The sequence below is a fragment of the Chryseobacterium sp. ON_d1 genome, from assembly GCF_006829085.1.
Lineage (GTDB): Bacteria > Bacteroidota > Bacteroidia > Flavobacteriales > Weeksellaceae > Chryseobacterium.
The window spans coordinates 54,124-78,221 of sequence record NZ_BJTC01000019.1 but is presented as its reverse complement, the minus strand read 5'-3'; the positions used below and the strand labels follow the sequence as shown (position 1 = coordinate 78,221).

The window sequence follows — 24,098 nt, the reverse complement described above, 5'->3', positions numbered from 1 at the left end:
CTCGGTAATTACTATTATATGCAAATTGACATGAAAAAAACAATTTTATTGAGTACAGTGTTCATTGGTTCTTTAGCATTCGCACAAAAAGCTCACACAGTAGGTGGTGACAAGGATGTACATGGTTGTATTGGTTCAGCAGGGTATACTTACTCTCAGATTAAAAAAGACTGTGTAAGAACTTTCGAACAAAAAATTAAGTTAACAGAAGTAGCTCCAAAAGGAAGCTATACTTCAATAGCTGCAGTTATTTTCAGTAAAGACATGAAAAAAGCTGAGGTTTTCGTTAAAGATGCTGATACAGAAAGTATTATCCTTACCAGAGCGGGAGGTAAAGCGAAAGTGTGGAAAAAGGATGGCTATGTATTAGTTCCTTACAAAAAAAACGGATACCAGCTTAAGAAAGATAATATTGTGATCTATCAGTAAGATCGTTTAAAAAAAGAAAAAACCACTTGTAAAAGTGGTTTTTTTTGTACCTTAGAGAGAAATTAATTAATATCCCATTTTTGGGATATTTTAGCCAATCAGAAAACAAAAAATTTACCTATGAAAAAAATAATTTTACTCAGTGCCATGTCTCTTGGCTCCCTAGCTTTTGCACAGAAAAGTGCTCCAGTATTAGGAGGTGACAGAGATGTTCATGGTTGTATTAGTTCCGCAGGATATACCTACTCACAGCTTAAAAATAATTGTATAAAAACCTTCAATCAGAAGATTAAACTTAAGGAAGTCAGTACAGATAAAAGTTATACTTCAATGACGGCAATTATTTTTAATAAAAGTATGACAAAAGCAGAGGTTTTTATCCCGGATGGAGCAGCAAAAAGTATTATTCTGGATAAAGCAGGAAAAGAGAAAATCTGGAAAAGCGGTTCCCACATTAAAGACAGCTATGTTCTCACTCCTCATAAAAAAAGCTACCAGATCAAAAAGAATGATGAAGTAATTTATCAGTAAAGTAAAACCAAAAATAACAGACCACTCGCAAGAGTGGCTTTTTACTATATAGAATTAAAATGTATATTATCCGGATAAATTAATCATTTATAATTTATAATTTATAAAATGGAGTTAGAAATAAATAAGGAATTATTTGGCTTCCAACCAGGCGAGTTTGAAACTTTCATGGTCGGTCATGCCTTTCAGGAAGGATATACATATAAAGATAAGTTGATATGTGATATTTTGACGTACAGAGAAGATGGACATTTGTATGATTATGAAGACGATGATGTGATCTTCTACAGTCCTACTGAAATTAATGAAAACTCAATGTTTTTCTTTAAGATAAAAAATAAATACCTTCTAACAGAAAATGAAAGCTTTTCTTTCTATACAAATTTTAGATTTGAGAAAGAGGAAGTACAGGTTATAATGATTGAGGCTGTTTCAAAGCATACCCAGAACTGTTACTATTGGACATATTCAACAATGGATTATTTAATTGAAACAACAAAAAGATTATCTCAGCACTTATATTGGGAATATTATCCTCATGATATTACTTGGGTTTTAAATAGATTTTTACTGATAAAAAATATTACAAAGACAGATATAATTGCAAAAATCCAATCTTTAGACACAGAAAAAAAAATCATGGATGGATTTTACAGGTAAGTTTAAGTTGATACTGTATAAATGATATAAAATGAACAGGTTATGTTTTTATATCCGAAAAATATGTATATTGTATTACCAAATTAAAGCGTAATCCGAAAAGCATATAGAGTAGGAAAAAAATCAAAAAACGTTACTATGAAAAACCTAAGAAAACTTTCAAAAAGAGAATTAAAAACTGTTCAGGGAGGTATCCCGATGTGTCTGGCAGGGTACTTCTGGTGCTCATTTGAAAAGAAGTGTATCCCAGTAGGATCACCTTGCGGACTTATTATCGATTAATTAAAAAATAGTAAAACAGGCTGTCTCAGAAATGGGACAGCTTTTTTATGTGCTTTCCCATCAATCGACTTAGGAACCAGGAGCGTTAAGAAAATTTGAATGTAATCCGTTAAAAAATTTCCACTGTCTGAGCATGGGACTTGTTCAGAACCGAAGCAGAACCGAATGATCCATGCGAGTTTGGAAATTTTAGGAGTACATTTAAATTTTTAGCGGATGATTCTCGTCTTGAACTTTTGTATACTTTTGTTTCAAGACAAAAGTATAGATGAAAATCATATTAAATATTTCACAAATTATTTTGTTTTACTTCTTTTGTAATCTGTGTATTTAGGCAACAGTCATTTAAAAATAGTATGTACTTATTTAATGTCCGACTTAGGAATGAGTAGCGTTAAGAAAATTTGACTGTAATCCGTTAAAAAATTTCCACTGTCTGAGCATGAGATGTATTTAGAACCGAAGCAGAATCGAACGATCCATGCGAGTTTGGAAATTTTAGGAGTACATTCCAATTTTTAGCGGATGATTCCCGTCTTGAACTTGTGCATACTTTTGCTTCAAGGCAAAAGTATAATTAGAAAAAAATGTTATTTTGCAGTCTTAATTAAAGAACTTTCGTGCGATCCAGAACAAATTATATTCTTGCTGCTGGTATCATTTTTTTGAATGTTATTATATTACTGGTGAATATATACATAATAAGAAATGGTTATCATCCCTTTGAAGGAGGCTTAAATTTTTCTACCCTATTAATGATGTCAAATGTTTTTATCTTTCCTGCAGCCGCAACATTTTTCAAAAACTTAAGAAGTAAATTTATAATGTTAGCACTGAACATATTAGGAATAGTTGTCGCTGTTTTAGGAACTTTTCTGGTTTTTCTGATGATGACAATTCAATGCTAAAGGTAGGTTATTGCGTTAATATCTGACTTAGGAATCAGTAGCGTCAAGAAAATTTCAATGTAATCCGTTAAAAAATTTCCACTGTCTGAGCATGGGACTTGTTCAGAACCGAAGCAGAACCGGATAATCCATGCGAGTTTGGAAATTTTAGGAGTACATTCCAATTTTTAGCGGATGATTCCCGTCTTGAACTTTTGTATACTTTTGCTTCAAGGCAAAAGTATAAGTAAAATCATGAATGAAAATCATCAAAGCAGGATTTTCATCTCTCACTGAAAAACCGTATTTTTGTACATCTAAAAAGTAAAAGAACGAATGAATTCCTACAAAAATCCATTGGAAGAGCGCTACTCCAGTGAAGAAATGTTATTTAACTTCTCACACAATAACAAATTCCAGAATTGGAGAAAGCTTTGGATAGCTCTTGCTGAAATCGAAAAAGACCTTGGACTTGAAATTACAGACGAGCAGATCGCTGAGTTAAAAGCTAATGCTGAAAACATCGATTATGAAAAAGCAGCAGAGTATGAGAAAAAATTCCGTCATGATGTAATGGCTCACGTTCACGCTTATGGCGATGTGGCACCTTCAGCAAAAGGAATTATCCACCTTGGAGCTACTTCAGCTTTTGTAGGAGACAATACAGATTTAATTCAGATCCGTGACGGACTTTTAATCTTAAAGAAAAAGTTGGTTAACGTCATGAAGAACTTAGCAGACTTTGCTATTCAGTATAAAGACCTTCCGACTTTAGGATTCACCCACTTCCAGCCGGCTCAGCTGACTACAGTTGGAAAAAGAGCTACCCTTTGGTTACAGAGTTTGGTTCTTGATATCGAAGAACTGGATTTCTTCCTTGAAACCCTACGTTTCAGAGGTGTAAAAGGAACTACAGGAACGGCCGCAAGTTTCCTTGAACTTTTCAACGGTGATTATTCCAAAGTAAAGCACTTAGATAAAGAACTTTCAAAAAGATTCGGTTTCGATAAGGTTTTCGGGGTTTCCGGACAGACTTACGACAGAAAAATTGATGCGAAAGTAGTTGCTTTATTAGGAAATATTGCACAATCTGCACACAAATTCACAAACGATTTACGTTTACTTCAGAACCTTAAAGAAATTGAAGAACCATTCGAGAAAAACCAGATTGGTTCATCGGCGATGGCTTACAAGCGTAACCCAATGAGAAGCGAAAGAATCGGAGCATTGGCAAAATATGTAATGTCTCTGACAACAAGTTCTGCTATGGTAGCTTCCACACAATGGTTTGAAAGAACATTGGATGACTCTGCCAACAAGAGATTAACTATTCCTCAGGCATTTTTAGCGGTGGATGCTATTCTGTTGATCTGGAACAACATTCTGAACGGAATCGTAGTATATCCGAACAGAATCAACAAACATATTATGGAAGAGCTTCCTTTCATGGCAACAGAATACATCATCATGGAAGAGGTAAAAGCTGGTGGTGACCGTCAGGAAATCCACGAGGTGATCAGAGTTCACTCTATGGAAGCTTCCAAAAAAGTGAAAGAAGAAGGAAAAGAAAATGACCTTATCGAGAGAATCTTAAATGATAACTCTTTAAAACTGGACAAATCAAAACTGAAAGAAGTTTTGGATCCTAAAAACTTTATCGGGTTCGCGCCGATTCAGACGGAAGAATTCGTCAAGAACGAGGTACAGCCGATTATAGACCAAAACAAAGACTTAATAGGATTGGAAGCTGATCTTAAAGTATAAAACAATATGCAGTCTTTTCGGCTGCATATTTTATTTCCAGCCTCAACTATGAAAAAACTGTTTTTAACTATTTTACTGACACCCATCATTGCTTTTTCTCAGGGTAAAGAGGATTTGTATTATTTTAAATCCAAAGATTCTTTGGTGGGAGTAAAAGATAAAGCCGGAAAAATAATTGTTCCTGCGCAGTTCGAAGTCTTTTCATTCCTAAAAGATGGAGATCCTGTAGAAGGAGAAACCATTCTTTTTGATGGAAGTAAAGAAGGCGAAGAACCGGAGAAAAATGCATGGGGGTATGTGTATGACAGAAATGGGAAGTTCCTGTATCAGCCTTTCCTTTTTGACAATGGCGCAGATTATTTCTCTGAAGGGCTAAGAAGACTGGTTAAAAATGGTAAAGTAGGATTTGCAGACCGAAACGGCAAAATTATTATTGAAGCTGAGCATGATTTTGCCTCACCTTTTAATTATGGTTACGCAGCATTTTGTGATGGCTGCGACTGGGAAAAAACAAATGACGAGCACAGATCCATTGTAGGAGGAAAATGGGGAGTGATGAATGTCAAAGGGCAGACTGTTCAGCCACTCAAAAAACCTATGGAAGATGATGTTGAAATAAACGGGAAGTATTATCCTGACCCATTTCAATATAATGAAAAGGAGAAAAACATTCTTCAGTTTTTTGAAAAGCAGAAGAAAAAGCTTTCAGATCTTTATTATGTAAATTTTTATGACAAATTATCTGAAAAGGAAAAGAATCTGCTTTTTGAAATCGTAGAGAGACCAAAAGAAAATTTTCCGTATTATCAGGTGAATACTTATAATGACAGGAAGAAAGATTTGGATATGCTTTACCGCTTCAAGTTCCTGGTTTCAGAAGATGGAAAAATATTTTATGCCATTGAGGATTTTAATGAAAAGAAAGTTCCTTTTAAAAACTGGCTGAAAGAAGAAATAAAAAATGCAGAAGACTTTCAGAAGGAGCATCCGGATAACCCCAATAAGTTTATCAACAAATAAAATTGGAAATTCCAAGGTTCAAAGTTGAAGAAAATACGACTTATTCCTTTAAATTTGTACGGAATAATAGCAACAAAATGAAAATTCATCAGAATTCAAATTAAGTTGAATTCAATGGTAGAGCTTAAAAAAATAAATCTGATAGTAAAAATCTGACATCTAAATTTTAAAATGTTACAGAATCAAAATCATCAACAATTAATGACCGATCTTAAAGAGCTGGTAGACAGGACAAGAAGTCAGGTTGCAGCTCAGGTAAATTCGGCGATGGTGGTTTTGTACTGGAAAATCGGACAAAGAATAAATGAAGATGTTTTAGGAAATAAAAGAGCAGAGTACGGTAAAGAGATCATTTTTCAGATTTCTCAACAGCTTACGTTAGAATTTGGAAATTCATTTTCTGAAAAAAATATCCGAAAAATGATGCAGTTTGCGTCTGTTTTTAATGACTTTGAAATTGTCGCATCAGCGATGCGACAATTATCATGGACTCATTTCCTGCTTCTTATTCCTATTTCTGAAGATACAAAAAGGAACTTTTACCTTGAAGTTTGTAAGATTGAAAATTGGAGTGTTAGAGTCTTGAGAGAGAAAATCAATTCTATGCTTTTTGAACGAACAGCAATAAGCAAAAAGCCTGAGGAAATAATAAATAAAGAACTGAAAAACTGGTCTGAGAATAATATATTAAATCCTGATCTGGTTTTTAAAGATCCCTATTTTCTTGATTTTTTAGAATTGAAAGATACCTTTTCTGAAAAAGATTTAGAAGAAGCCATTATCGTGGAACTTCAAAAATTCATTTCTGAGTTGGGAAGTGATTTTGCGTTTCTTTCAAGACAAAAAAGAATCACAATAGATAACAGAGATTACTACCTGGATTTACTTTTCTACCACAGGAAACTAAAATCCTTGGTCGTTATCGAACTGAAATTAGGTGAATTTGAAGCCAGCCATAAAGGGCAGATGGAGCTTTATCTCTCATATCTGAATAAATATGAAAAAGTAGAGGGTGAAAATCCACCCATCGGTTTAATCCTTTGTTCTGGGAAAAATTCCGAACATATAGAACTAATGAATCTGGAAGGGAATAATATAAAAATAGCAGAATATTTACTTATCTTACCTTCAGAAAAAGTTTTGCTTGAAAAATTGCACCGTTCAATAGAGATAGCAAAAAATAAATTTGAAAATTAAAAATAAATCTAATATTAAAAATCTGACATCTAATGTCTAATAACAAAAGAATTTTCGTAGAAAAAAGAGGAATTTTCGATGTTGAAAGTCCAAAAATTTTTGATGAAGTAAAAGCGGTGGTTCCGGCAGTTCAAAGTGTGAAAGTATACAATGTATATGATATTTTCAATCTGAATGACGGAGAATTTGAAAAAGTAGTAAACAACACTTTCGTAGACCCTGTTACTGATATTTTACACACAGAAAACCCTGCAAAAACTATTCATTTCGGAATGGAATTTTTACCAGGACAGTATGATCAGAGAGCAGATTCTGCACAGCAGTGTATCGCGTTGCTGACTGAAAATGAAAAATCAAAAGTAAGAAGTGGAAAACTGATCGAATTTGAAGGAGTTTCTGAAGAAGATTTGGTTAAAATCAAAGACCTTCTGATCAACAAAGTAGAATCTCAGGAAAAAGACCTGTCAATCCTGGACATTCCAGCTGATGAAACACCGTCAAAAGTAATCATCCACGAAAACTTCATCAATTTCAATGATGCGGAACTAGAGGATTTTTATAACAACCATGGTTTTGCTTTAGGATTGGACGACCTGAAATTCATCCAGGAATACTTCAAAACTGAAGAGAGAAATCCTACGGAAACAGAATTAAAAGTATTAGACACCTATTGGAGCGATCACTGTCGTCACACGACTTTTGAAACACAGTTGTCAGACATTCAGTTTGAAGGTCAGTTCAAACATACATTGGAAACTATTTTCAATGATTATATCGAAAAAAGAAAATTCTTAGGCCGCGAATTGAAGCCAATTTCCTTAATGGACCTGGCAACAGTATGCGGTAAATATTTCCATAAAACAGGGAATCTTGAAAACCTTGTTATTTCTGATGAGATCAATGCATGCACCATTCAGATCGAAGCAGAATACGACGGTAAAAAAGAACCCTGGTATTTATTATTCAAAAACGAAACCCATAACCACCCAACAGAAATTGAACCTTTCGGAGGTGCTTCTACTTGTTTGGGAGGTGCTATCAGGGACCCATTATCCGGAAGATCATTTGTATTCCAGGCTATGAGATTAACGGGTGCTGCAGATGTTTTAGAATCCGTTGACAAAACATTACCGGGCAAATTACCCCAGAAAACCATTACGAAGCAGGCTGCCAACGGATATTCATCTTACGGTAACCAGATTGGTCTTGCTACAACGATGGTTTCTGAAATCTATGACGAAGGCTATAAAGCCAAGAGAATGGAAGTTGGTTTTGTTACCGGGGCTGTTCCTGTAGATTGGGTAAGACGTGAGAAACCTGCCAGTGGTGATTCAATCATTATTTTAGGAGGTGCAACAGGCCGTGACGGAGTAGGAGGTGCAAGCGGAAGCTCAAAAGAACAGGACGAAACTTCTATCCACACGATGAGCTCAGAAGTTCAGAAAGGAAATGCTGTAGAAGAGCGTAAAATTCAGAGATTATTCAGAAATCCTGAAGTAACAAAGCTGATTAAAAAATCAAACGACTTCGGAGCAGGAGGAGTTTCTGTAGCGATTGGTGAAATTGCAGACTCTTTAGAAGTAAACCTTGATGTATTACCATTAAAATATGAAGGATTAAACGGAACCGAACTGGCTATCTCTGAATCTCAGGAAAGAATGGCGGTAGTGGTAGATCCTCAGGATAAAGAAAAATTCATCAGATTCTGCGAAGCTGAAAACATTGTTGCGGTAGAAGTAGCAAAAGTGACAGATTCCGGAAGAATGCAGATGTTCTGGAAAGGAGACAAAATTGTAGACCTTTCAAGAGCGTTCTTAGATACCAACGGATGTTCAAAATCTCAGGAAGTGAAAATCACTCACCTGGAAGAGGTAAAAGAAGAAACAAAAGCTTTCACAGCCGAAAACTTCCTGAACATCTTAAAAGATAAAAACGTAGCTTCCCAAAAAGGACTGCTTGAAATGTTCGACTCTTCTATTGGAGCAACGACTGTTGCAATGCCTTTAGGAGGGAAATATCAGCAGACGCTGATGGAAGGAAGTGTACAGACATTACCAATTTTAGGAGCAAAAGATATTAAAACCGTTTCTTTGGCAAGCTGGGGATTCGATGCGGAAATATCAAAACAAAACTCATTGCTGGGAGCATCTTATGCCGTAGTGGAGAGTGTGGCGAAGATTGTGGCGATGGGAGGAGATTACAAAAATATCAGACTGAGCTTCCAGGAATACTTTGAAAAATTAGGTCAAAACCCAGAAAAATGGGGTAAACCTTTAGCTTCACTTTTGGGAGCTTACGATGCACAGATCAATTTAGGTCTTGCAGCGATCGGAGGAAAAGACTCCATGAGTGGGACGTATCAGGATCTGAATGTTCCGCCAACCTTGATTTCTTTTGCATGTGCCAACGGAGACAAAGAAAATATCATTTCTCCGGAATTGAAAAACGCAGGAAACAAACTGTATTTCTTCAATCATATCGCTCAGGAAAGCGGGCTTCCAAATTATGATGCTTTAAAAGAAGTTTTTGAATTTATTTTTGAAAATATCAAAGCAGGAAAAATTGTCTCTGTAAAAACAGTAAAAGAGGGAGGTCTTGCCGTAGCTTTAGCAAAAATGAGCTTCGGAAACAGATTAGGAGCTGAAATTAACGCTGACGAAGCTGTTTTATTAGATAAAAATATCGGTAGCTTAATCATTGAAGCAAAAGAAGAATTAAGCGCTGTAAACCTTCAGTTGATTGGAAAAGTGATTGAAGATGAAATTTTGATCATCAACAATTTCAAATTTCAAATTTCAAATCTCGAATCCAGTTTTACTGGTACATTCGAAAACCTTTTCCCAACTGTAGAAAAAGAAAAGATTACGGTTGAAATTGATGAAAAACACAATTCTGTCAACCCAAGAAATATTATCATCAAAAAACACGGAATTGCTCAGCCAAAAGTATTCGCTCCGGTATTCCCGGGAACAAACTGTGAATATGATACACTGAATGCATTCCAGAAAGAAGGTGCTGTAGTAAGCAGTTTACCTCTGATCAATATTAATCACCAGTTATTGGATGAAAGCATTGATGCATGGGTGGAAGAGATCAGAACTTCCCAGATTCTGGCATTCTCCGGAGGCTTCTCCGCAGGTGACGAACCGGATGGTTCTGCAAAATTCATTGTAAACGTTCTGAAAAACGAAAAAATGAAAAATGCAGTTCACGAATTATTAGACAGAGATGGAATGATCATCGGGATCTGTAACGGATTCCAGGCACTTGTGAAGTCAGGATTGTTACCTTACGGAAGAATCAAGGATCTTGATGAAAACTCGCCGACGTTAGCGCACAATGCGATTAGAAGACATATTTCTCAGATGGTTACTGTAAAAATAGTGAATGACGAAAGTCCTTGGTTAAAAGGAATGAAAGGTCAGACCTTCACTATTCCCATTTCCCATGGAGAAGGTCGTTTCATGGCTTCAGAAGAAGAAATCAAAAAACTCTATGAAAACGGACAGATCGCAACCCAATACATAGATCTTGACGGAAACATCGCACACGGAATGCCATTCAACCCAAATAACTCATTATTCGGAATTGAAGGAATTACCAGCCCATGTGGAAAGATCTATGGAAGAATGGGGCACCCGGAAAGATTTGCTGAAGGTCTCATGAAAAATATACCAACAGCGAATTATCACAACATATTCAAAAACGGTGTTGAATACTTCAAATAACAATACAAGAAAAATGATCGTCATCCATGGCGGTCATTTTTCGTCTTTAGATGGTTTCTACGAAGAAGCTTCCCATGTTCTGATGAAAGATGTTGATTGGAAAGTGGGAACATTAGATGGCTTTGATGACATTCTCTACGGCGGTTTTGGAGTATTCGAAAATAAAGAGGAAATTGAAATCATCTGGAAGGAATCACAGAAGTCAAAAGAAGACTTAAGCTTTGCTGCTACCCGTGAATTCTACGAAAATAAAATCAGACACGGAAAACCTTTCAACATAGAATTAATTCAGAAGAAATTGAATGAATTAGAGGAAGGAAAAGGACAGATCCTTTTTGAAATTTTAGTGGAAATTATAGAATCACATACGAATATTACACTGACATTAGAATGATGAGTAATGAGTAATGAGTAATGAGTAATGAGTAATGAGTAATGAGTAATGAGTGGAATTTTTTCCCGCTAGCTTCATCAAATCAACTTGTTGATTCTCTCTTTGCTTCCTTGAATCAAGAGAATAGCGATAATATCTTTGCGTCAAAAAGAAGAATACATTTTAAACCATTAAGAATAATAAAGATTGTAAGAAAAGTTAAGGTTCATCGCTGATGAATAAGGCATTCTTCATAATAGCTTTAGCTGTTGCCTTAATAATTCTTTATCCCTTAAAAAATCTTAATGGTTCAAATAAGTTTATTCAACCAGAGTACAAATTGGTCTATAGCTAAGTGAAACGCCCTTGCGAACGAAAACATGGAATTAATATAAAAACTTTGCGTCTTTTGCGTTAAAAACTATGTCAGTTGAAAGATATTAATAATTTTTCTTACTATTTTTACTTTAACAAAAAAGGAAACAATAGAAGTTGAATGAAGAAAATTATTTACGGGCTGTTCTTCGGTGACAGTATTACTTATGGGGAATATGACGGAGTTTTTGGCGGATGGGTAGATATTCTGAAAAGATATGCCCTTCAGAAATTTCATGAAGGAAATGGAGATGAACTGATTCTTTTCAATCTGGGAATCGGTGGAGAAACGACAGAAGGATTACTCAAAAGAATCCCCCACGAACTTAATGCAAGAAATTCTCCAGACGGAAACATCATTTTTTTAAGTTACGGAGCCAATGATCTCGCCCTAAAAGACGGAGTGCAGATGGTAGCTCCTGAAAAATTTAAAAACAATATTTCGGCGGCTATCAATCATGCCAGACAATTTTCCAATGAAATTTATCTTGTAAGCATTCTTCCTTTCTCTCAGAAGGTAGATGGAGTAGTGGTAAGTTCAGGGAAGTTGAGAAACAATGAGGAAGTTGTTGCCTATAATCAGATCCTTAAAGATCTTGCCGAAGAGCATTCGCTGGTCTATATAGATTTTTATTCTGCTTTTCTGGAAGATAAGGAGATTTTATTATCTGCAGACGGGGTACATCCCAACGAAAAAGGCTATGGAATGATGGCCGAAATTGCCATCCCAATCATTGAAAAATATTTATAATGCCTTATTTATTCTCTTATGGAACCCTGCAGAAAGAACAGGTACAGCTTGAAACCTTCGGAAGACTTTTAGAAGGACAAAAAGATATTTTATCAGGATATAAGCTCAATATGCTTGAAATTACAGATCCTGAAGTATTGCGGAAAAGCGGACAGAAATATCATCCGGTACTGCAGTTTTCAGGGAATGAGGATGATCAGATAGAAGGAATGCTGTTTGACGTGAGTGAAGCAGAAATCCTTCAGGCAGATGAATATGAAGTAGACGATTATAAAAGAATTGAAACCATTTTTAAATCCGGAAAGAAAGGATTTATTTATGTCGGAAAATAGTTCCTCATCTTTAAAACATACCCACACTGTCTTGCGGGCAAGGCGAAGCAATCTCAATAAGAATTGGAAATACTGAACTCAAGTAATTTTATCTTTGGTAAGTATCAACAGCTTCTTTGTCATTCCAAACAAAGCAAGGAATCTATAGACTCTCACATATTAATTTACATTCCTAGCGGACTGGACAAAGGTTATGGGTAGATTGTTTTTTATGCAAAACTTCCCATTTTAAACACTAATAACACTAATATTATCACAAATATCACGAGTAAATATTCAATAAGAGTGGGCTTTAGCCCACTCATTCTATAAAACCCAAATCCAGCGGCTTTAGCCAAAACTTAAAAAAACTCCTGACATACCCTTGTCACACCCCCTCTGTATCTTTGTCATACAATAAAAAATCAAAAAATGAATAAAGTAAAAGTCGATCCTTTTAAGGTGATCGGGATCTCGGTGAGAACAACAAATGAAAGTGGACAGGCAGGAAAAGACATCCCTTTATTATGGGAAAAATGATCAGTGAAGATATGCCCAATTCAATCCCGAACAGGATAGACAATACCATCTATTCTATCTACACAGATTACGAAAAAGACCATACAAAGCCATACACTACAGTTCTTGGATGTAAAGTAGAAAGCCTTGATTATATACCGGAAGGAATGGTAGGGTATTCCTTTGATGGCGGAGATTATGTGAAATTTACCACAAAAGGAGACCTTTCAAAAGATCTGGTGATCAATGAGTGGCTGAAAATCTGGGAAATGGATATGGGAAGACTCTTTACCGCCGATTTTGAAGTCTATGGAGAAAAAGCACAAAACCCTTCAGATGCCGAAGTGGAGATTTTCATCGCTGTTAAATAAGAAAAAAGCAAAAACTTCTTGCTTTCACGACCTTTGATCTGAAGACGTGAAATTCCCCTCCCTCGGAGGGGTGGCGAAAATTCAAAGAATTTTTGACGGGGTGGTTAAGCATGTAACTTCAGTATTTGTCGGCAATATTTCTTTCAGATTTCTTTACCCAACAATATATTTCCAATACACCAAAATCCCGATAATCACTGCTGCAATGGCTGTCAGCACTACAGCTCCTGCGGCGATATCTTTAATAAACCCGATTCTTTCATCAAAATCAGGCTGAATGATATCACAGATCTTTTCAATAGCAGTGTTGAAAATCTCAGCACTTAAAACCGCAAAAGAAGCAATAATAACCAATACAGCGTCTGTAGTGTTTAATTTGAAATAGAAAATGAAAAACAGGTTTATGAAAAATGCCAGCAGTTCAATCCGGAAATTTCTCTCTGCTTTAATCATCATAAAAACACCCCGGAAAGCATTGAGAAAACTTTTATGGAGCGGAGGCTTTTGCATGATTTTGAACTTTTTTCACAAATATAGGTTTTGTATTTGATAAAAAAATGAATCTCCACATAAATCTAAGTATAATATCAAGGCTCAAAACAAATTAAGGATCTTTGTTAAAAACTCCTCCATATTATTCTTTTCTTTATTGTATCTATTTATTATATTTGTAGAAACTTATTTTATAAATCTATGAAATTTATTATTTCAAGTGGTGAACTGCAGAAGGCTTTGCAAACTGTAAGTGGCGTAATATCAAGCTCTCAATCGAGACCGATTTTAGAAAACTATCTTTTTGAATTAGACGGAAATAATGTTACCATTACAGCATCTGACGGCGAGACAACTCTTGTTACTTCTCTTGAAGTAAAGTCTGATGATACAGGTAAATTTGCTGTTCCTGCTAAAATTTTTCAGGATTTTATCAAGACCTATGGTGAACAGCCTCTGACATTTGTCGTAAAAGACAATGCCGAAGGAACCGGAAGCCAGCTTGAGATTTTAGATGAAAAAGATAATTTCGCAGTAGCATTAGACAATGCTGATGACTATCCTGAGTTACCGGAATTCGACGCTTCACAGAGTGTAACGATGCCGGCAGGAGTGCTGTCTGAAGCATTAACAAACACACTATTTGCTACAAGTAACGACTCTCTTCGTCCGGTAATGACAGGAGTTCTTTTCCAGTTTGGAGAGAACGAAACCAATTTCGTTTCTACAGACTCCCACAGATTGGTGGTTTACAAAAGAGCAGATCTTATGAATGCCGAGCCAATGGAGTTTATCATGCCTAAAAAGCCTCTTAACATTTTCAAAAATATCCTGGCAAGCTCCAATGAAGACGTTACCATCGACTTCAATGAGAATATGGCTAAATTTACTTTTGGTAAACATATCTGGATCTGTAGACTGATTGACGGAAAATACCCGAACTATACAGCAGTAATTCCAAAAGAAAATCCAAATGTATTGACCATCAACAGAAACCTGTTATTGGGAGCAATCAAAAGAGCGTCTATCATGTCTAACAAATCTACCAACCAGGTAAGATTCAAGCTTTCCGGAAATATTCTTCACCTTCATGCAGAAGATACTGAATATGCCAACAAAGCAGATATGCAGATTCCTTGTGACTATAACGGAGAAGATATCAATATCGGATTCAGTTCCAAATTCTTAACTGAAATGCTGACCATCTTAGGATCTGATGATATCACGATGAAAATGTCCCAACCTAACAGACCTGGTATCATTGAACCTCTTGACGGTCTTGAAGAAAATGAAAATATCTTAATGCTATCAATGCCGGTAATCGGATTGTAATATTAGCATAACAAATAATAGAGAGCCGGAATTTTCCGGCTTTTTTTATAATCTAGCTATCCGCTTATCAAATAAGACGCGTTAATAAAATTTCAAAGTATAAGACTATGTCGAATTTTCAATTTCAAGGTAAAATTATACTAAGAAAAAACATTATTTAAAGCGTGAAAAACACTACTTAATAAACATGAAAAAAATAATAACTTTAGGATTACTTGCTTGTTCGCTATGGGGCTATTCTCAGAAAAATGCAAAAATCTATTACGAACAGAAAAATGATACGATTGCATATTATGCTGATAATACGGAAATTTATCCGATTTCAATCACTTTTTCTGAACAACCGGAATTAGAAAATCTGAAAAGCCCGGAATCATTTAAAATGATCAGAGTGCTTCCACCTAAATCAATGAAGAAAAGGATTGCTTATTTTGTTATCAATGATAAAAAGAAAGGCTGGAAAGTTAAAAAAATGCCATACTATACATTGGCGGGTGATGCAACGATAAAAGAATTTGATACTTCTTACCTGTATGACCTTCCCTTTAAAAGGGGAAAATCTTTTAATGTGTATCAGGGATACAACGGGGTATTTTCTCATCAGAATGAAAATTCTTTAGATTTTGTAATGCCTGAGGGCACAGAAATCACCGCGGCAAGAGAAGGTAAAGTGATTGATATAATTCAGAACAATAATACTGGCTGCCCTACAATAAGTTGTGCTAACTTGGCCAATTATATTTCTATTTTACATTCGGATGGTACAATTGCTCAATATTTTCACTTAAAAGAAAGCGGGGCTAAAGTAAGAGTAGGTGATGAGGTTAAAAAAGGTGAGTTAATTGGTTTGAGTGGAAATACAGGATGGACAAACGGACCTCATTTGCATTTTCAGTGTTTTCTTCCTGATCCTTCAAAACCTAAACAGAAGAATACCATCAAAACCCTTTTCAGAACAGGTAATGGAACTAAAAGTGAATATTTAGTGGAGAAAAAAACATATTCAAAAGAATATTAATTATTGCATTGTTGAATTTTTAAGCTGTGAGGAATCCGCTTTAATCTGAAGAAGGCAATATGACGACCTGATCAGAGATTCTTACCTGAAGCAGTGAGATTAACGAAAATTTATTATCTTAAAATCGCTTCTAAATTTCTCTATTTCTCAAAAAAACACGACATTTGTAGCTCGAAAAATTACACAGGAACAGAGTGTGAAATTTCAAATAAAAGTTTCAAATTGAGCAGATGAAATCTAGAACTCATCTGACGAATTAAATAAGTAGATAGATTAACAAATGAAAATATCAAACAACTGGCTGAAAGACTTTGTAAAAACGGAATTAAAAACTGAAAGAATCGGTGAATTCCTTACAGATATAGGTCTTGAAGTTGAAGGGATAGATAAATTTGAAAGTGTAAAAGGAAGCCTTGAAGGTATCGTTGTGGGTAAAGTATTAACCTGCGAAAAACACCCGAACGCTGACAAACTGAAAAAGACAACTGTAGACGTAGGAAACGGAAAAGTGCTGAACATCGTTTGTGGAGCTCCTAATGTGGAAGCAGGGCAGACGGTTCCTGTAGCCGTTGTCGGAACTAAAATCTATGACAAAACCGGAAACTTTTTTGAAATTAAAGAAGCCAAAATCAGAGGAGAGGTGTCTCAGGGAATGATCTGTGCTGAAGATGAATTAGGTCTTAGTGAGGATCACGGAGGAATCATGGTGCTGGATGAAACAAAATATGAAGTAGGGAAAAACTTTGCGGATTATTTTGAACTGACTAATGATGAGGTTTTTGAAATCGGATTGACCCCAAACAGAACCGATGCAATGTCCCATTATGGTGTTGCCAGAGATCTGCACGCCTATCTTTCCACCAATCAATTGAAATCTCAGTTTAATAAAGTGGCTTCTGAAGCTTTGAATAATGAAGGAACTCATGATTTCACACTGGAAATTGAAGATGCAGAATTGTGTCCAAGATATATCGGTGCTGTTATAGAAGAGGTAAAGGTAGCAGAGTCTCCATCATGGTTAAAAGACAGGTTGAAGGCGATAGGATTAAGCCCGATCAATAACGTTGTAGATATTACCAACTATATTCTTCATGGATACGGACAGCCGCTTCACGCATTTGACGCAGATAAAATTGCCGATAAGAAAGTAAAAGTAGGAGTGGTGAAACCGGGAACAAAATTTACTACCTTAGATGGGGTTGAAAGAACTTTGAACGGTTCTGAAATCATGATCAAAGATGGTAAAGATAAACCGATGTGTATTGCCGGAGTATTCGGTGGTGAAAACTCAGGAGTATCTGATACTACAAAAACAATCTTCCTTGAAAGTGCTTACTTCAACCCGATTGCTGTCAGAAAAGGAGCAAAAGCGCACAGCTTGAACACAGATGCTTCTTTCAGATTTGAAAGAGGAGTAGACCCGAATCTTACAAGAACGGCAATTACTCATGCTATCAAAATGATACAGGAAATTGCTGGAGGAAAGTTGGTAGGAGAGTTACTGGAAGAATATCCTAAAAAAATAGAGGACAACTATGTGATCCTGAGATTCTCTAAAATTGAACAGATTTTAGGAACAAAAATTCACAGAGAAAAAGTAAAAGAAATATTAAAGGCATTGGAAATTCAGGTTCTGAATGAAATTCCAAACGGTTTTGAAATCTCTGTTCCTGCTTACAGAGCAGACGTTACAAGAGAAATCGATGTGATTGAAGAAATTTTAAGAATCTACGGATATAATAAGATTGATGCTCCTCAAAAAATTTCGTTTACACCGGTTAAACTGAGTGCTAACGATCAGGATGAACTGGAAAACAGCTGGGCAAGAGCTTTGCAGAGCCTTGGTTTCAATGAAGTAATGAACAACTCATTAACTTCTGTAAAAGATGAAACTGATGCCGTAAAACTATTGAATCCTTTAAGCGGAGATCTGGCATTCATGAGAAAGTCTTTACTGGAAGGACTTCTTCAGAATACAGTTTATAACATCAACAGAAAGAACCAGGATATCAAGTTCTTCGAACTGGGAAAAATTTATCACAAAAAAGATAAATACGAAGAAAGAAAACAATTGGCAGTATTGGTTTCCGGAAGAGATGTTGCAGAAAACTGGCTTCAGCCTAAATCTGCGGTAAGTTTCTATAATCTTAAAGCGTATGTGAAAGTTTTATTGGAAAGACTTGCGGTAGACTACAAAGAGGTTGCCCTTTCTGATGATAGATTCTCTGATGCATTGGCATACGAGGCAGAAGGTAAAGTTTTAGTAAGAATAGGAAAAGTAGCACCTGCTTTATTGAAAGATTCTGATATTGATCAGGAATGCTTCTACGCAGAAATTGAACTGGAATACGCTCAGGAATTACGCTCTAAAAATGAACTGAAATTTAAAGATATCCCGAAGTTCAACAAGATCAGAAGAGATTTAGCTTTATTGATTGATAAAAATGTTAACTATCAGGATTTATATCAAACCGCTAAAAAGAATAAATCACCTTTCATTAAGAGCATTAATCTGTTCGATGTATATGAAGGTAAAAATCTTCCTGAAGGCAAGAAGTCGTATGCAATGAGCTTCGAGCTTTTAAATGAAGAAAAAACACTGGAAGAAAAAGAAATTACAGAAGTAATGGATTCTTTAATCAAATCTTTCCAGAAAGAATTCAACGCAGAGTTGAGATCTTAATATTTGAATATATATATCAAGATAATAGAAACGGACTTTATTAAGTCCGTTTTTTGTTTTTAATCATTTTAAATATCAGGATTAATATGTTTTGGCTGAAGCCAGTTGAATACTTGCTTTTTAAGTAAACGGGTTAAAGCCCGTTCCTATTGAATTAATCGCATTCTGTGAATGTTTTTCCTGGTCAGCCCTCAATCTTTATCACTCCGTAGGAGTCTCAATCTGTTTTATAAACCAATTATAACATAGATTCCTTGCTTTGTTTGGAATGACAAGGGTAGAGTATTAAAATTGTATCGGAGATAAAATCCTTGCGCTTTAAACTCGATACATATTAACAAATTTGTGCCTTTGCGTTTGCCAACCCTAATCTGGACAATCAAAAATGCATTTGTCATTAAAAATGCAGTCTGAAAAATATTCAAAATATGAAGTGTTAAAGAATAATAAAATTTGTGGCAGCCCGTTTAAATAATATAATTTCCGTAAATTTGGGTTAATTCAAAAAGAAAAAAATGAAAAATCTTTTTTTAAGTATATGCACAGCTGCCGTATTAGCTTCATGCGGATCAATGACAAGCCCTTCTGCTTCTAAAGTAGGAAAAGCCCAGCCTGCTCTTGCCAATACAAAATGGACACTGGCTGAAACGGTAAAAGGTAAAGTTCCGACATTGAATATTGAAGGAGAGAAAATCTCAGGAAATGCAGGATGTAACAATTATTTCGGAACAGCTACAATAGATCCGTCCACAGGTGGTTTTACAGCTGGACAGATGGGATCTACGAAAATGATGTGCAACAACATCGGAGTAGAGCAAAACTTTATGGATATGATGGGAAAAGCAAACAAATATGTAATTTCAGGGAATACTTTAGAATTGTACAAAGACAATCTTCTGTTATTGAAATTCACTAAATCAGAATAAAAAACAAAAGGAACTCAACTGAGTTCCTTTTTTATGTTTAGAGTGTTATTAATCTTCCTCTTCTTCGTCGTACTTAGCCAACTCTTCGTCGCACCATTTGAACGCTGCTTCTACTACTTTAGTCGCCTCGTCTGCCATAGTTTCTTCATCATCACCTTCAAGATCATCTAACCACTCAACTTCTTCTTCCTCAACGTTTAGGATAAATCTTGGATATTCTGTATGAACTACGAATAGATCCTCTGGAAATTCCGAATTATCTGCTAATAAAAACTTTGGTAATTTCATTTTTTTAATGTTTTAACTTTCTCAAAGATAAATAAAATTATTGATTTAAGATTACTTCAGGAACATTTTTGAAACTTTTTCAGCTTTTTTGCTCTCAGAATAATCGTAGAAGCCTTCTCCTGATTTTACCCCAAGTTTCCCCGCTGTCACCATATTTACCAGTAATGGATTCGGTGCATACTTTGGATTTTTGAATCCGTCATACATAACGTTCAGGATCGCAAGGCATACATCAAGACCAATAAAGTCTGCCAGCTGAAGAGGGCCCATCGGATGTGCCATCCCTAATTTCATTACCGTATCAATTTCTTCTACACCAGCCACTCCGTTATAAAGAGTTTCGATAGATTCATTGATCATTGGCATTAAAATTCTGTTGGCCACAAAACCAGGGTAGTCATTCACCTCTACAGGAACTTTTCCTAAAGTCTTACTCATTTCATAGATCGCATCAAAAGTCTCTTTAGAAGTAGAATATCCTTTGATAATTTCTACCAGCTTCATGATAGGAACCGGATTCATAAAGTGCATACCGATTACTTTATCAGCTCTTTTAGTAGCTGCAGCAATTTTTGTGATAGAAATAGAAGAAGTATTGGTGGCAAGAATACAGCCTGCAGGAGCCAGTTCATCCATCTGTCCAAAGATCTTCAGTTTAAGATCCAGATTTTCTGTAGCCGCTTCTACAATGAGATCAGCAGTTCCTACAGCCTCACTCAGGGCTGTAAAGATTGTAATGTTTCCTAATGTTTCTGCTTTTTGTTCTTCTGTAAGATTTCCTTTTGCAATGATTCTGTCAAGATTGGTAGTAATGGTTTTTAAACCTCTGTCCAGAGCTTCCTGAGATACATCCACAAGATTTACTTTAAAACCACTTTGTGCGAAAGTATGGGCAATACCATTCCCCATGGTTCCCGCTCCGATAACTACAATGTTTTTGATCATTTTTCCTTTATTTTTTATAGATAGTTAAATTTTTTATGTCTTTAAGATCCGATTGTGAAACAACAGTTGCTGAATCAAAGAAAACGGTTCCGGTATTTTGATTTTTCTTATTGTTATTCTGATTGGAAATAGTAGCTGTTAATCCTCTCACCAGACGTTTTTTTTGATTTTTTGTCAGATAATCAGTGCCGATATATAATGTATATTCACCTTCTCTTCCCATGCCTTTTTGAATCAGTATTTCCAGACTTTTGATCTGACTTTTGTTCTTGAATTCTTTCAGAAAACTGATAACAGGTTTATCTGATGGAGGGCCGCAGCACACACTTCCGTAGCTGATCTCCAGATAATTCTGATTCTTTTGTGAATAAAAGAAACTGAATGCCAACAGAGCAGTTAATACTAATATTTTTTTCATGTTAAATCGCTTTAAAAATAAGCTTTAAATTTTATTTATTAAAATATTCCCAAACCTCCCTGGAAATATCCGAAATCATCCTGCAGTTTACCACATCGGTTTCCATTGAATTGCTGATGAATACAGCTAATGCATAATGTTTTCCGTTAGGTAAAGTAATGATTCCGATTTCATTTTCTGCACCTGTTAAACCGGCTTCGTTCTTACCGGAAGCTCCCGTTTTCCTTGCAACAGGAGTATTTTTGGGAAGCTGTTCCACCATTTTATTCAATCCGGTTGAAGTAGACAGCATTACTTTCATCAGATAGTCTGTGGATTTTTTGGATAATAACTTTCCGTCATAAAACTTTTTCAGGACATCAGAAGCGGATTTTGTAGTACTATAATTTTCATACTGAACATTCCAGTCTTTATGCATATCCTCTTCATTGTATTTGATCTGAAAACCTTTTACTCCTTTAGAATCCATAAACTTCTGAACAACCTGGGTTCCTCCCAACAGCTTCAGAAGAATATCACAGCCATTATTATCACTTTTGGCAACGGTATATTCAATCACTTCGCTTAACGGAATTTCAACATTTCCTGCCGGATACTTATCACGAAGTGGCGACCATGTATTTTCCAGTAAATTCGATTGGTTCAGCATAATTTTCTGATCCAGAGAAAGTTTTCCGTGATCTACAGCATTCAGGACTGCTGCTGCAATGTGAAATTTGAACACACTTTGCATCGGGAGTTTTTTATCTCCGTTTTTATCGTACTTAAAGCCATTTTCAAACCCAAGAACAGAAACACCGACCGTAGCTTTTTTGTTCTTAAGGATTGAATTAATTTTTTGTTCCAATAAAGAGGTCTGAGCCAATGAAAATGCTGAAATCAAAAGAAAAAGAAGTGCTGTTTTTTTCATAATACGGAAATTAAAAAGCTCTCTTCTAATCTTCAGAAGAGAGCTGCAATTTAAGACAATTATTACTATTTTAATTCAAAATAATTCATATTGGCGCCATCATTTTCAAAGTAGATTCTGATTTTGTTTTCTCCTTTCTGAAGCGGTATGTTTTTTACAGAAACTGTTTTCCAGTTTTCATTTCCTCCGCTGGATGGTAATGATACATTAGCCAGGACTTTTCCGGAAGCGGTCTCAATTCTTATATGAGAATCTTTTGCTCCCGAATATCTGATATCAAGTGTATAATTTTTATCTGCTTTTGACTGAACCGTATACTGTAGCCATTCTCCGGATTCCGTTTTCCCTACATAATACTGATTGGTGATCTTATCATTACACTTATAGATGTCCACACCGTCATTTCTCATTTGCTGCCCGGAATTCCATTCTGACCTTTTGGCAGGATCACTTACCCAAAGATTGATAAAATCTTTATCCAGATAAGCTGAACCCATTCTTCCAAGGTCATATTCTGAAGCAAATATTCTTCCCGGAGCCTGATGATCTTTAAATGGCTTTGTTGAAGCATCTGTTGTCTGTCTGAACATGGCGTCAATAACATCTTTTTTAACTTCCGTATTGCTCAGTTTATAATGATCTGCAATTTGCATTAATGCTTTTTTTGCATATTCTTTTGAGGGTTTTTCTCCACCGTTTTTCCAGTACTCCAAAAGCTTCTCATATTCAGGTGTAATTTTTACATTGGCGATCCCTGCGATATTATCAATCTTTTTCATAGGCCAGAATGCATATCCGATATTATGCTTATCCAGAAGCTGTATCAGTTCAGTAAACCAGACATTGGAATTCTCACCGGTCTCACCCAGCCAGATCGGGATATTATGTTTTTCCCTGAGATCCAGTGCAAATTTCAACGTTTGATCATCATTATAATTCCAGTATTTGTGGAAGCTGAAAGCCATATTGTTATCCCAAAGCGCAGGAAGCCCGTTGTAATTATTTCCCCATCCGTTGCCTTCAATGAAGATCATATGTTTTTTATCAACTGCTCTGATTGCAGCAGTGATATCTTTCTGCAGTTTCCAAAGCGGGGCATTCGACATTTCATCAGTGCCATTCGGATTTTTGCCAGTGAAATTAATATTAGGTTCATTGATCAGGTCATATCCTCCAATCCATGGATTGTCTTTATACCGTTCAGCCAGTTTTTTCCACAGGGCTACTGTTTTTCTCTGATTCTCTTCACTTTCCCAAAGTGAAGGTTTGGATTTATCATTATCAGAGATATTAACGTCATTTCCCTGTCCGCCCGGAGCGGCATGAAGATCCAGAATCAGGTATATTTTGTTGTCTGTACACCATTGAAGAAGATCATCTGTCATTTTGAAACCCTCTTCAAGCCATGTATCTTTTCCTTTTACAGGCTCCTTTTCAATCGGAAGAGTGTAAAGATTATAATGCATCGGAAGTCTTATTGAATTGAATCCTGATTTTGCCAGAAGATCAATATCCTGTTTGGTAATGCCATTTTTTAAGTAGGCCTGATAGAATTCATTCATTCCGTCTTCACCAATCAATTCTGCAATTTTCTCCTTAATCTTATACTGAGGACCTGCAAAATCAGCAGTTTTCAGCATATAACCTTCCTGAAGCATCCAACCACCAAGGCCAAGGCCTCTCAGCTGAATATTTTCACCTTTATCATTCACGATTTTTTGTCCTGAAGTCTTTAATAATTGTGATGTCCCAAATTGAGACAATAAAAGTGTGGATAATAAAATAGCTCTTTTCATAGTAGTTTCAATGGTTTAAAATAATAGGGAATAATTAGAAATTATAATGAATACAATATGAATCTGTATTCAGATCATTTATTTTGTCAGAT

General features: G+C 35.7%; 22 protein-coding genes. 16 read left to right on the top strand and 6 right to left on the bottom strand.

Annotated features, from left to right (window positions below; genetic code table 11):
* Window positions 1-30 precede the first annotated feature (30 nt).
* The 12 genes from CRS_RS23215 to CRS_RS23165 all read left to right on the top strand — a co-directional run bounded on the left by CRS_RS23215 (window position 31) and on the right by CRS_RS23165 (window position 13,198).
* Window positions 31-429 (top strand): hypothetical protein, encoded by a 399-nt coding sequence (locus CRS_RS23215; RefSeq protein ID WP_142726325.1) that lies wholly within the window; start codon window positions 31-33, stop codon window positions 427-429.
* Between the two features lie 120 nt (window positions 430-549).
* Window positions 550-960, top strand: coding sequence for a hypothetical protein (locus CRS_RS23210; RefSeq protein ID WP_142726324.1), 411 nt, complete (start codon window positions 550-552; stop codon window positions 958-960).
* A gap of 108 nt (window positions 961-1,068) precedes the next feature.
* Window positions 1,069-1,620, top strand: a complete 552-nt coding sequence (locus CRS_RS23205; RefSeq protein WP_142726323.1) for a hypothetical protein — start codon at window positions 1,069-1,071, stop codon at window positions 1,618-1,620.
* 138 nt (window positions 1,621-1,758) lie between these two features.
* Window positions 1,759-1,902, top strand: coding sequence for a hypothetical protein (locus CRS_RS24560; RefSeq protein WP_172617142.1), 144 nt, complete (start codon window positions 1,759-1,761; stop codon window positions 1,900-1,902).
* A 1,223-nt stretch (window positions 1,903-3,125) separates the two neighbouring features.
* A complete protein-coding gene (gene purB, locus CRS_RS23200; protein ID WP_062671834.1) occupies window positions 3,126-4,553 on the top strand; it encodes an adenylosuccinate lyase in 1,428 nt (475 codons plus the stop codon).
* A gap of 48 nt (window positions 4,554-4,601) precedes the next feature.
* On the top strand, window positions 4,602-5,573 hold the full coding sequence (locus CRS_RS23195; RefSeq protein WP_228451332.1) for a WG repeat-containing protein: 972 nt from the start codon (window positions 4,602-4,604) through the stop codon (window positions 5,571-5,573).
* Between the two features lie 171 nt (window positions 5,574-5,744).
* Window positions 5,745-6,770 carry a YhcG family protein gene (locus CRS_RS23190; protein WP_142726321.1) on the top strand — a complete coding sequence of 342 codons (1,026 nt, stop codon included), beginning with the start codon at window positions 5,745-5,747 and terminating at the stop codon, window positions 6,768-6,770.
* Window positions 6,771-6,802: 32 nt separating this feature from the next.
* Complete coding sequence (locus CRS_RS23185) at window positions 6,803-10,498, top strand: phosphoribosylformylglycinamidine synthase (RefSeq protein WP_142726320.1); 3,696 nt, start codon at window positions 6,803-6,805, stop codon at window positions 10,496-10,498.
* Window positions 10,479-10,892, top strand: coding sequence for a ribonuclease inhibitor (locus CRS_RS23180; protein ID WP_142726319.1), 414 nt, complete (start codon window positions 10,479-10,481; stop codon window positions 10,890-10,892). The genes CRS_RS23185 and CRS_RS23180 overlap by 20 nt, the downstream gene beginning before the upstream one ends.
* Before the next feature lie 475 nt (window positions 10,893-11,367).
* Entirely contained in the window at window positions 11,368-11,997 is a 630-nt protein-coding gene (locus CRS_RS23175) for a GDSL-type esterase/lipase family protein (protein WP_142726318.1), read from the top strand.
* The gene (locus CRS_RS23170; RefSeq protein WP_142726317.1) at window positions 11,997-12,329 is read left to right on the top strand and encodes a gamma-glutamylcyclotransferase family protein; all 333 of its coding nucleotides are present in this window, start codon (window positions 11,997-11,999) and stop codon (window positions 12,327-12,329) included. Before CRS_RS23175 ends, CRS_RS23170 begins: the two co-directional genes overlap by 1 nt.
* 506 nt (window positions 12,330-12,835) lie before the next feature.
* A complete protein-coding gene (locus tag CRS_RS23165) occupies window positions 12,836-13,198 on the top strand; it encodes a GyrI-like domain-containing protein (protein WP_308463723.1) in 363 nt (120 codons plus the stop codon).
* A gap of 153 nt (window positions 13,199-13,351) precedes the next feature.
* Here CRS_RS23165 and CRS_RS23160 read toward each other — a convergent pair whose 3' ends face one another.
* On the bottom strand, window positions 13,352-13,708 hold the full coding sequence (locus tag CRS_RS23160; protein WP_142726316.1) for a diacylglycerol kinase family protein: 357 nt from the start codon (window positions 13,706-13,708) through the stop codon (window positions 13,352-13,354).
* Between the two features lie 183 nt (window positions 13,709-13,891).
* On the opposite strand from CRS_RS23160, the gene dnaN reads away from it, so the two are divergent.
* From dnaN to CRS_RS23140, 4 genes are all read left to right on the top strand, one after another.
* Window positions 13,892-15,022: a DNA polymerase III subunit beta gene (dnaN, locus tag CRS_RS23155; RefSeq protein ID WP_034699704.1), complete on the top strand. Its 1,131-nt coding sequence runs from the start codon at window positions 13,892-13,894 to the stop codon at window positions 15,020-15,022.
* A gap of 187 nt (window positions 15,023-15,209) precedes the next feature.
* On the top strand, window positions 15,210-16,040 hold the full coding sequence (locus CRS_RS23150) for a M23 family metallopeptidase (protein ID WP_142726315.1): 831 nt from the start codon (window positions 15,210-15,212) through the stop codon (window positions 16,038-16,040).
* A gap of 280 nt (window positions 16,041-16,320) precedes the next feature.
* On the top strand, window positions 16,321-18,723 hold the full coding sequence (gene pheT / locus CRS_RS23145) for a phenylalanine--tRNA ligase subunit beta (RefSeq protein ID WP_142726314.1): 2,403 nt from the start codon (window positions 16,321-16,323) through the stop codon (window positions 18,721-18,723).
* Window positions 18,724-19,238: 515 nt separating this feature from the next.
* A complete protein-coding gene (locus CRS_RS23140) occupies window positions 19,239-19,649 on the top strand; it encodes an META domain-containing protein (RefSeq protein WP_142726313.1) in 411 nt (136 codons plus the stop codon).
* Window positions 19,650-19,697: 48 nt separating this feature from the next.
* Here CRS_RS23140 and CRS_RS23135 read toward each other — a convergent pair whose 3' ends face one another.
* The 5 genes from CRS_RS23135 to CRS_RS23115 all read right to left on the bottom strand — a co-directional run bounded on the left by CRS_RS23135 (window position 19,698) and on the right by CRS_RS23115 (window position 24,006).
* On the bottom strand, window positions 19,698-19,937 hold the full coding sequence (locus CRS_RS23135) for a hypothetical protein (RefSeq protein WP_002977986.1): 240 nt from the start codon (window positions 19,935-19,937) through the stop codon (window positions 19,698-19,700).
* 51 nt (window positions 19,938-19,988) lie between these two features.
* Window positions 19,989-20,879, bottom strand: coding sequence for a 3-hydroxybutyryl-CoA dehydrogenase (locus CRS_RS23130; RefSeq protein WP_172617143.1), 891 nt, complete (start codon window positions 20,877-20,879; stop codon window positions 19,989-19,991).
* A 10-nt stretch (window positions 20,880-20,889) separates the two neighbouring features.
* Window positions 20,890-21,300: a hypothetical protein gene (locus CRS_RS23125; protein ID WP_142726311.1), complete on the bottom strand. Its 411-nt coding sequence runs from the start codon at window positions 21,298-21,300 to the stop codon at window positions 20,890-20,892.
* 31 nt (window positions 21,301-21,331) lie between these two features.
* Window positions 21,332-22,210: a CGA/CIA family class A beta-lactamase gene (bla-A, locus tag CRS_RS23120; RefSeq protein ID WP_142726310.1), complete on the bottom strand. Its 879-nt coding sequence runs from the start codon at window positions 22,208-22,210 to the stop codon at window positions 21,332-21,334.
* A gap of 65 nt (window positions 22,211-22,275) precedes the next feature.
* Window positions 22,276-24,006, bottom strand: a complete 1,731-nt coding sequence (locus CRS_RS23115; RefSeq protein WP_142726309.1) for a cellulase family glycosylhydrolase — start codon at window positions 24,004-24,006, stop codon at window positions 22,276-22,278.
* Between the last annotated feature and the right edge of the window lie 92 nt (window positions 24,007-24,098).

What these genes read in the sequence shown, in the direction of transcription:
- CRS_RS23215 (WP_142726325.1), top strand. Translation starts at nt 31, where the DNA reads ATGAAAAAAACAATTTTATTGAGTACAGTGTTCATTGGTTCTTTAGCA.
- CRS_RS23210 (WP_142726324.1), top strand. Translation starts at nt 550, where the DNA reads ATGAAAAAAATAATTTTACTCAGTGCCATGTCTCTTGGCTCCCTAGCT.
- CRS_RS23205 (WP_142726323.1), top strand. Translation starts at nt 1,069, where the DNA reads ATGGAGTTAGAAATAAATAAGGAATTATTTGGCTTCCAACCAGGCGAG.
- CRS_RS24560 (WP_172617142.1), top strand. Translation starts at nt 1,759, where the DNA reads ATGAAAAACCTAAGAAAACTTTCAAAAAGAGAATTAAAAACTGTTCAG.
- purB (WP_062671834.1), top strand. Translation starts at nt 3,126, where the DNA reads ATGAATTCCTACAAAAATCCATTGGAAGAGCGCTACTCCAGTGAAGAA.
- CRS_RS23195 (WP_228451332.1), top strand. Translation starts at nt 4,602, where the DNA reads ATGAAAAAACTGTTTTTAACTATTTTACTGACACCCATCATTGCTTTT.
- CRS_RS23190 (WP_142726321.1), top strand. Translation starts at nt 5,745, where the DNA reads ATGTTACAGAATCAAAATCATCAACAATTAATGACCGATCTTAAAGAG.
- CRS_RS23185 (WP_142726320.1), top strand. Translation starts at nt 6,803, where the DNA reads ATGTCTAATAACAAAAGAATTTTCGTAGAAAAAAGAGGAATTTTCGAT.
- CRS_RS23175 (WP_142726318.1), top strand. Translation starts at nt 11,368, where the DNA reads ATGAAGAAAATTATTTACGGGCTGTTCTTCGGTGACAGTATTACTTAT.
- CRS_RS23170 (WP_142726317.1), top strand. Translation starts at nt 11,997, where the DNA reads ATGCCTTATTTATTCTCTTATGGAACCCTGCAGAAAGAACAGGTACAG.
- CRS_RS23165 (WP_308463723.1), top strand. Translation starts at nt 12,836, where the DNA reads ATGGGAAAAATGATCAGTGAAGATATGCCCAATTCAATCCCGAACAGG.
- CRS_RS23160 (WP_142726316.1), bottom strand. Translation starts at nt 13,708, where the DNA reads ATGCAAAAGCCTCCGCTCCATAAAAGTTTTCTCAATGCTTTCCGGGGT.
- dnaN (WP_034699704.1), top strand. Translation starts at nt 13,892, where the DNA reads ATGAAATTTATTATTTCAAGTGGTGAACTGCAGAAGGCTTTGCAAACT.
- CRS_RS23150 (WP_142726315.1), top strand. Translation starts at nt 15,210, where the DNA reads ATGAAAAAAATAATAACTTTAGGATTACTTGCTTGTTCGCTATGGGGC.
- pheT (WP_142726314.1), top strand. Translation starts at nt 16,321, where the DNA reads ATGAAAATATCAAACAACTGGCTGAAAGACTTTGTAAAAACGGAATTA.
- CRS_RS23140 (WP_142726313.1), top strand. Translation starts at nt 19,239, where the DNA reads ATGAAAAATCTTTTTTTAAGTATATGCACAGCTGCCGTATTAGCTTCA.
- CRS_RS23135 (WP_002977986.1), bottom strand. Translation starts at nt 19,937, where the DNA reads ATGAAATTACCAAAGTTTTTATTAGCAGATAATTCGGAATTTCCAGAG.
- CRS_RS23125 (WP_142726311.1), bottom strand. Translation starts at nt 21,300, where the DNA reads ATGAAAAAAATATTAGTATTAACTGCTCTGTTGGCATTCAGTTTCTTT.
- bla-A (WP_142726310.1), bottom strand. Translation starts at nt 22,210, where the DNA reads ATGAAAAAAACAGCACTTCTTTTTCTTTTGATTTCAGCATTTTCATTG.
- CRS_RS23115 (WP_142726309.1), bottom strand. Translation starts at nt 24,006, where the DNA reads ATGAAAAGAGCTATTTTATTATCCACACTTTTATTGTCTCAATTTGGG.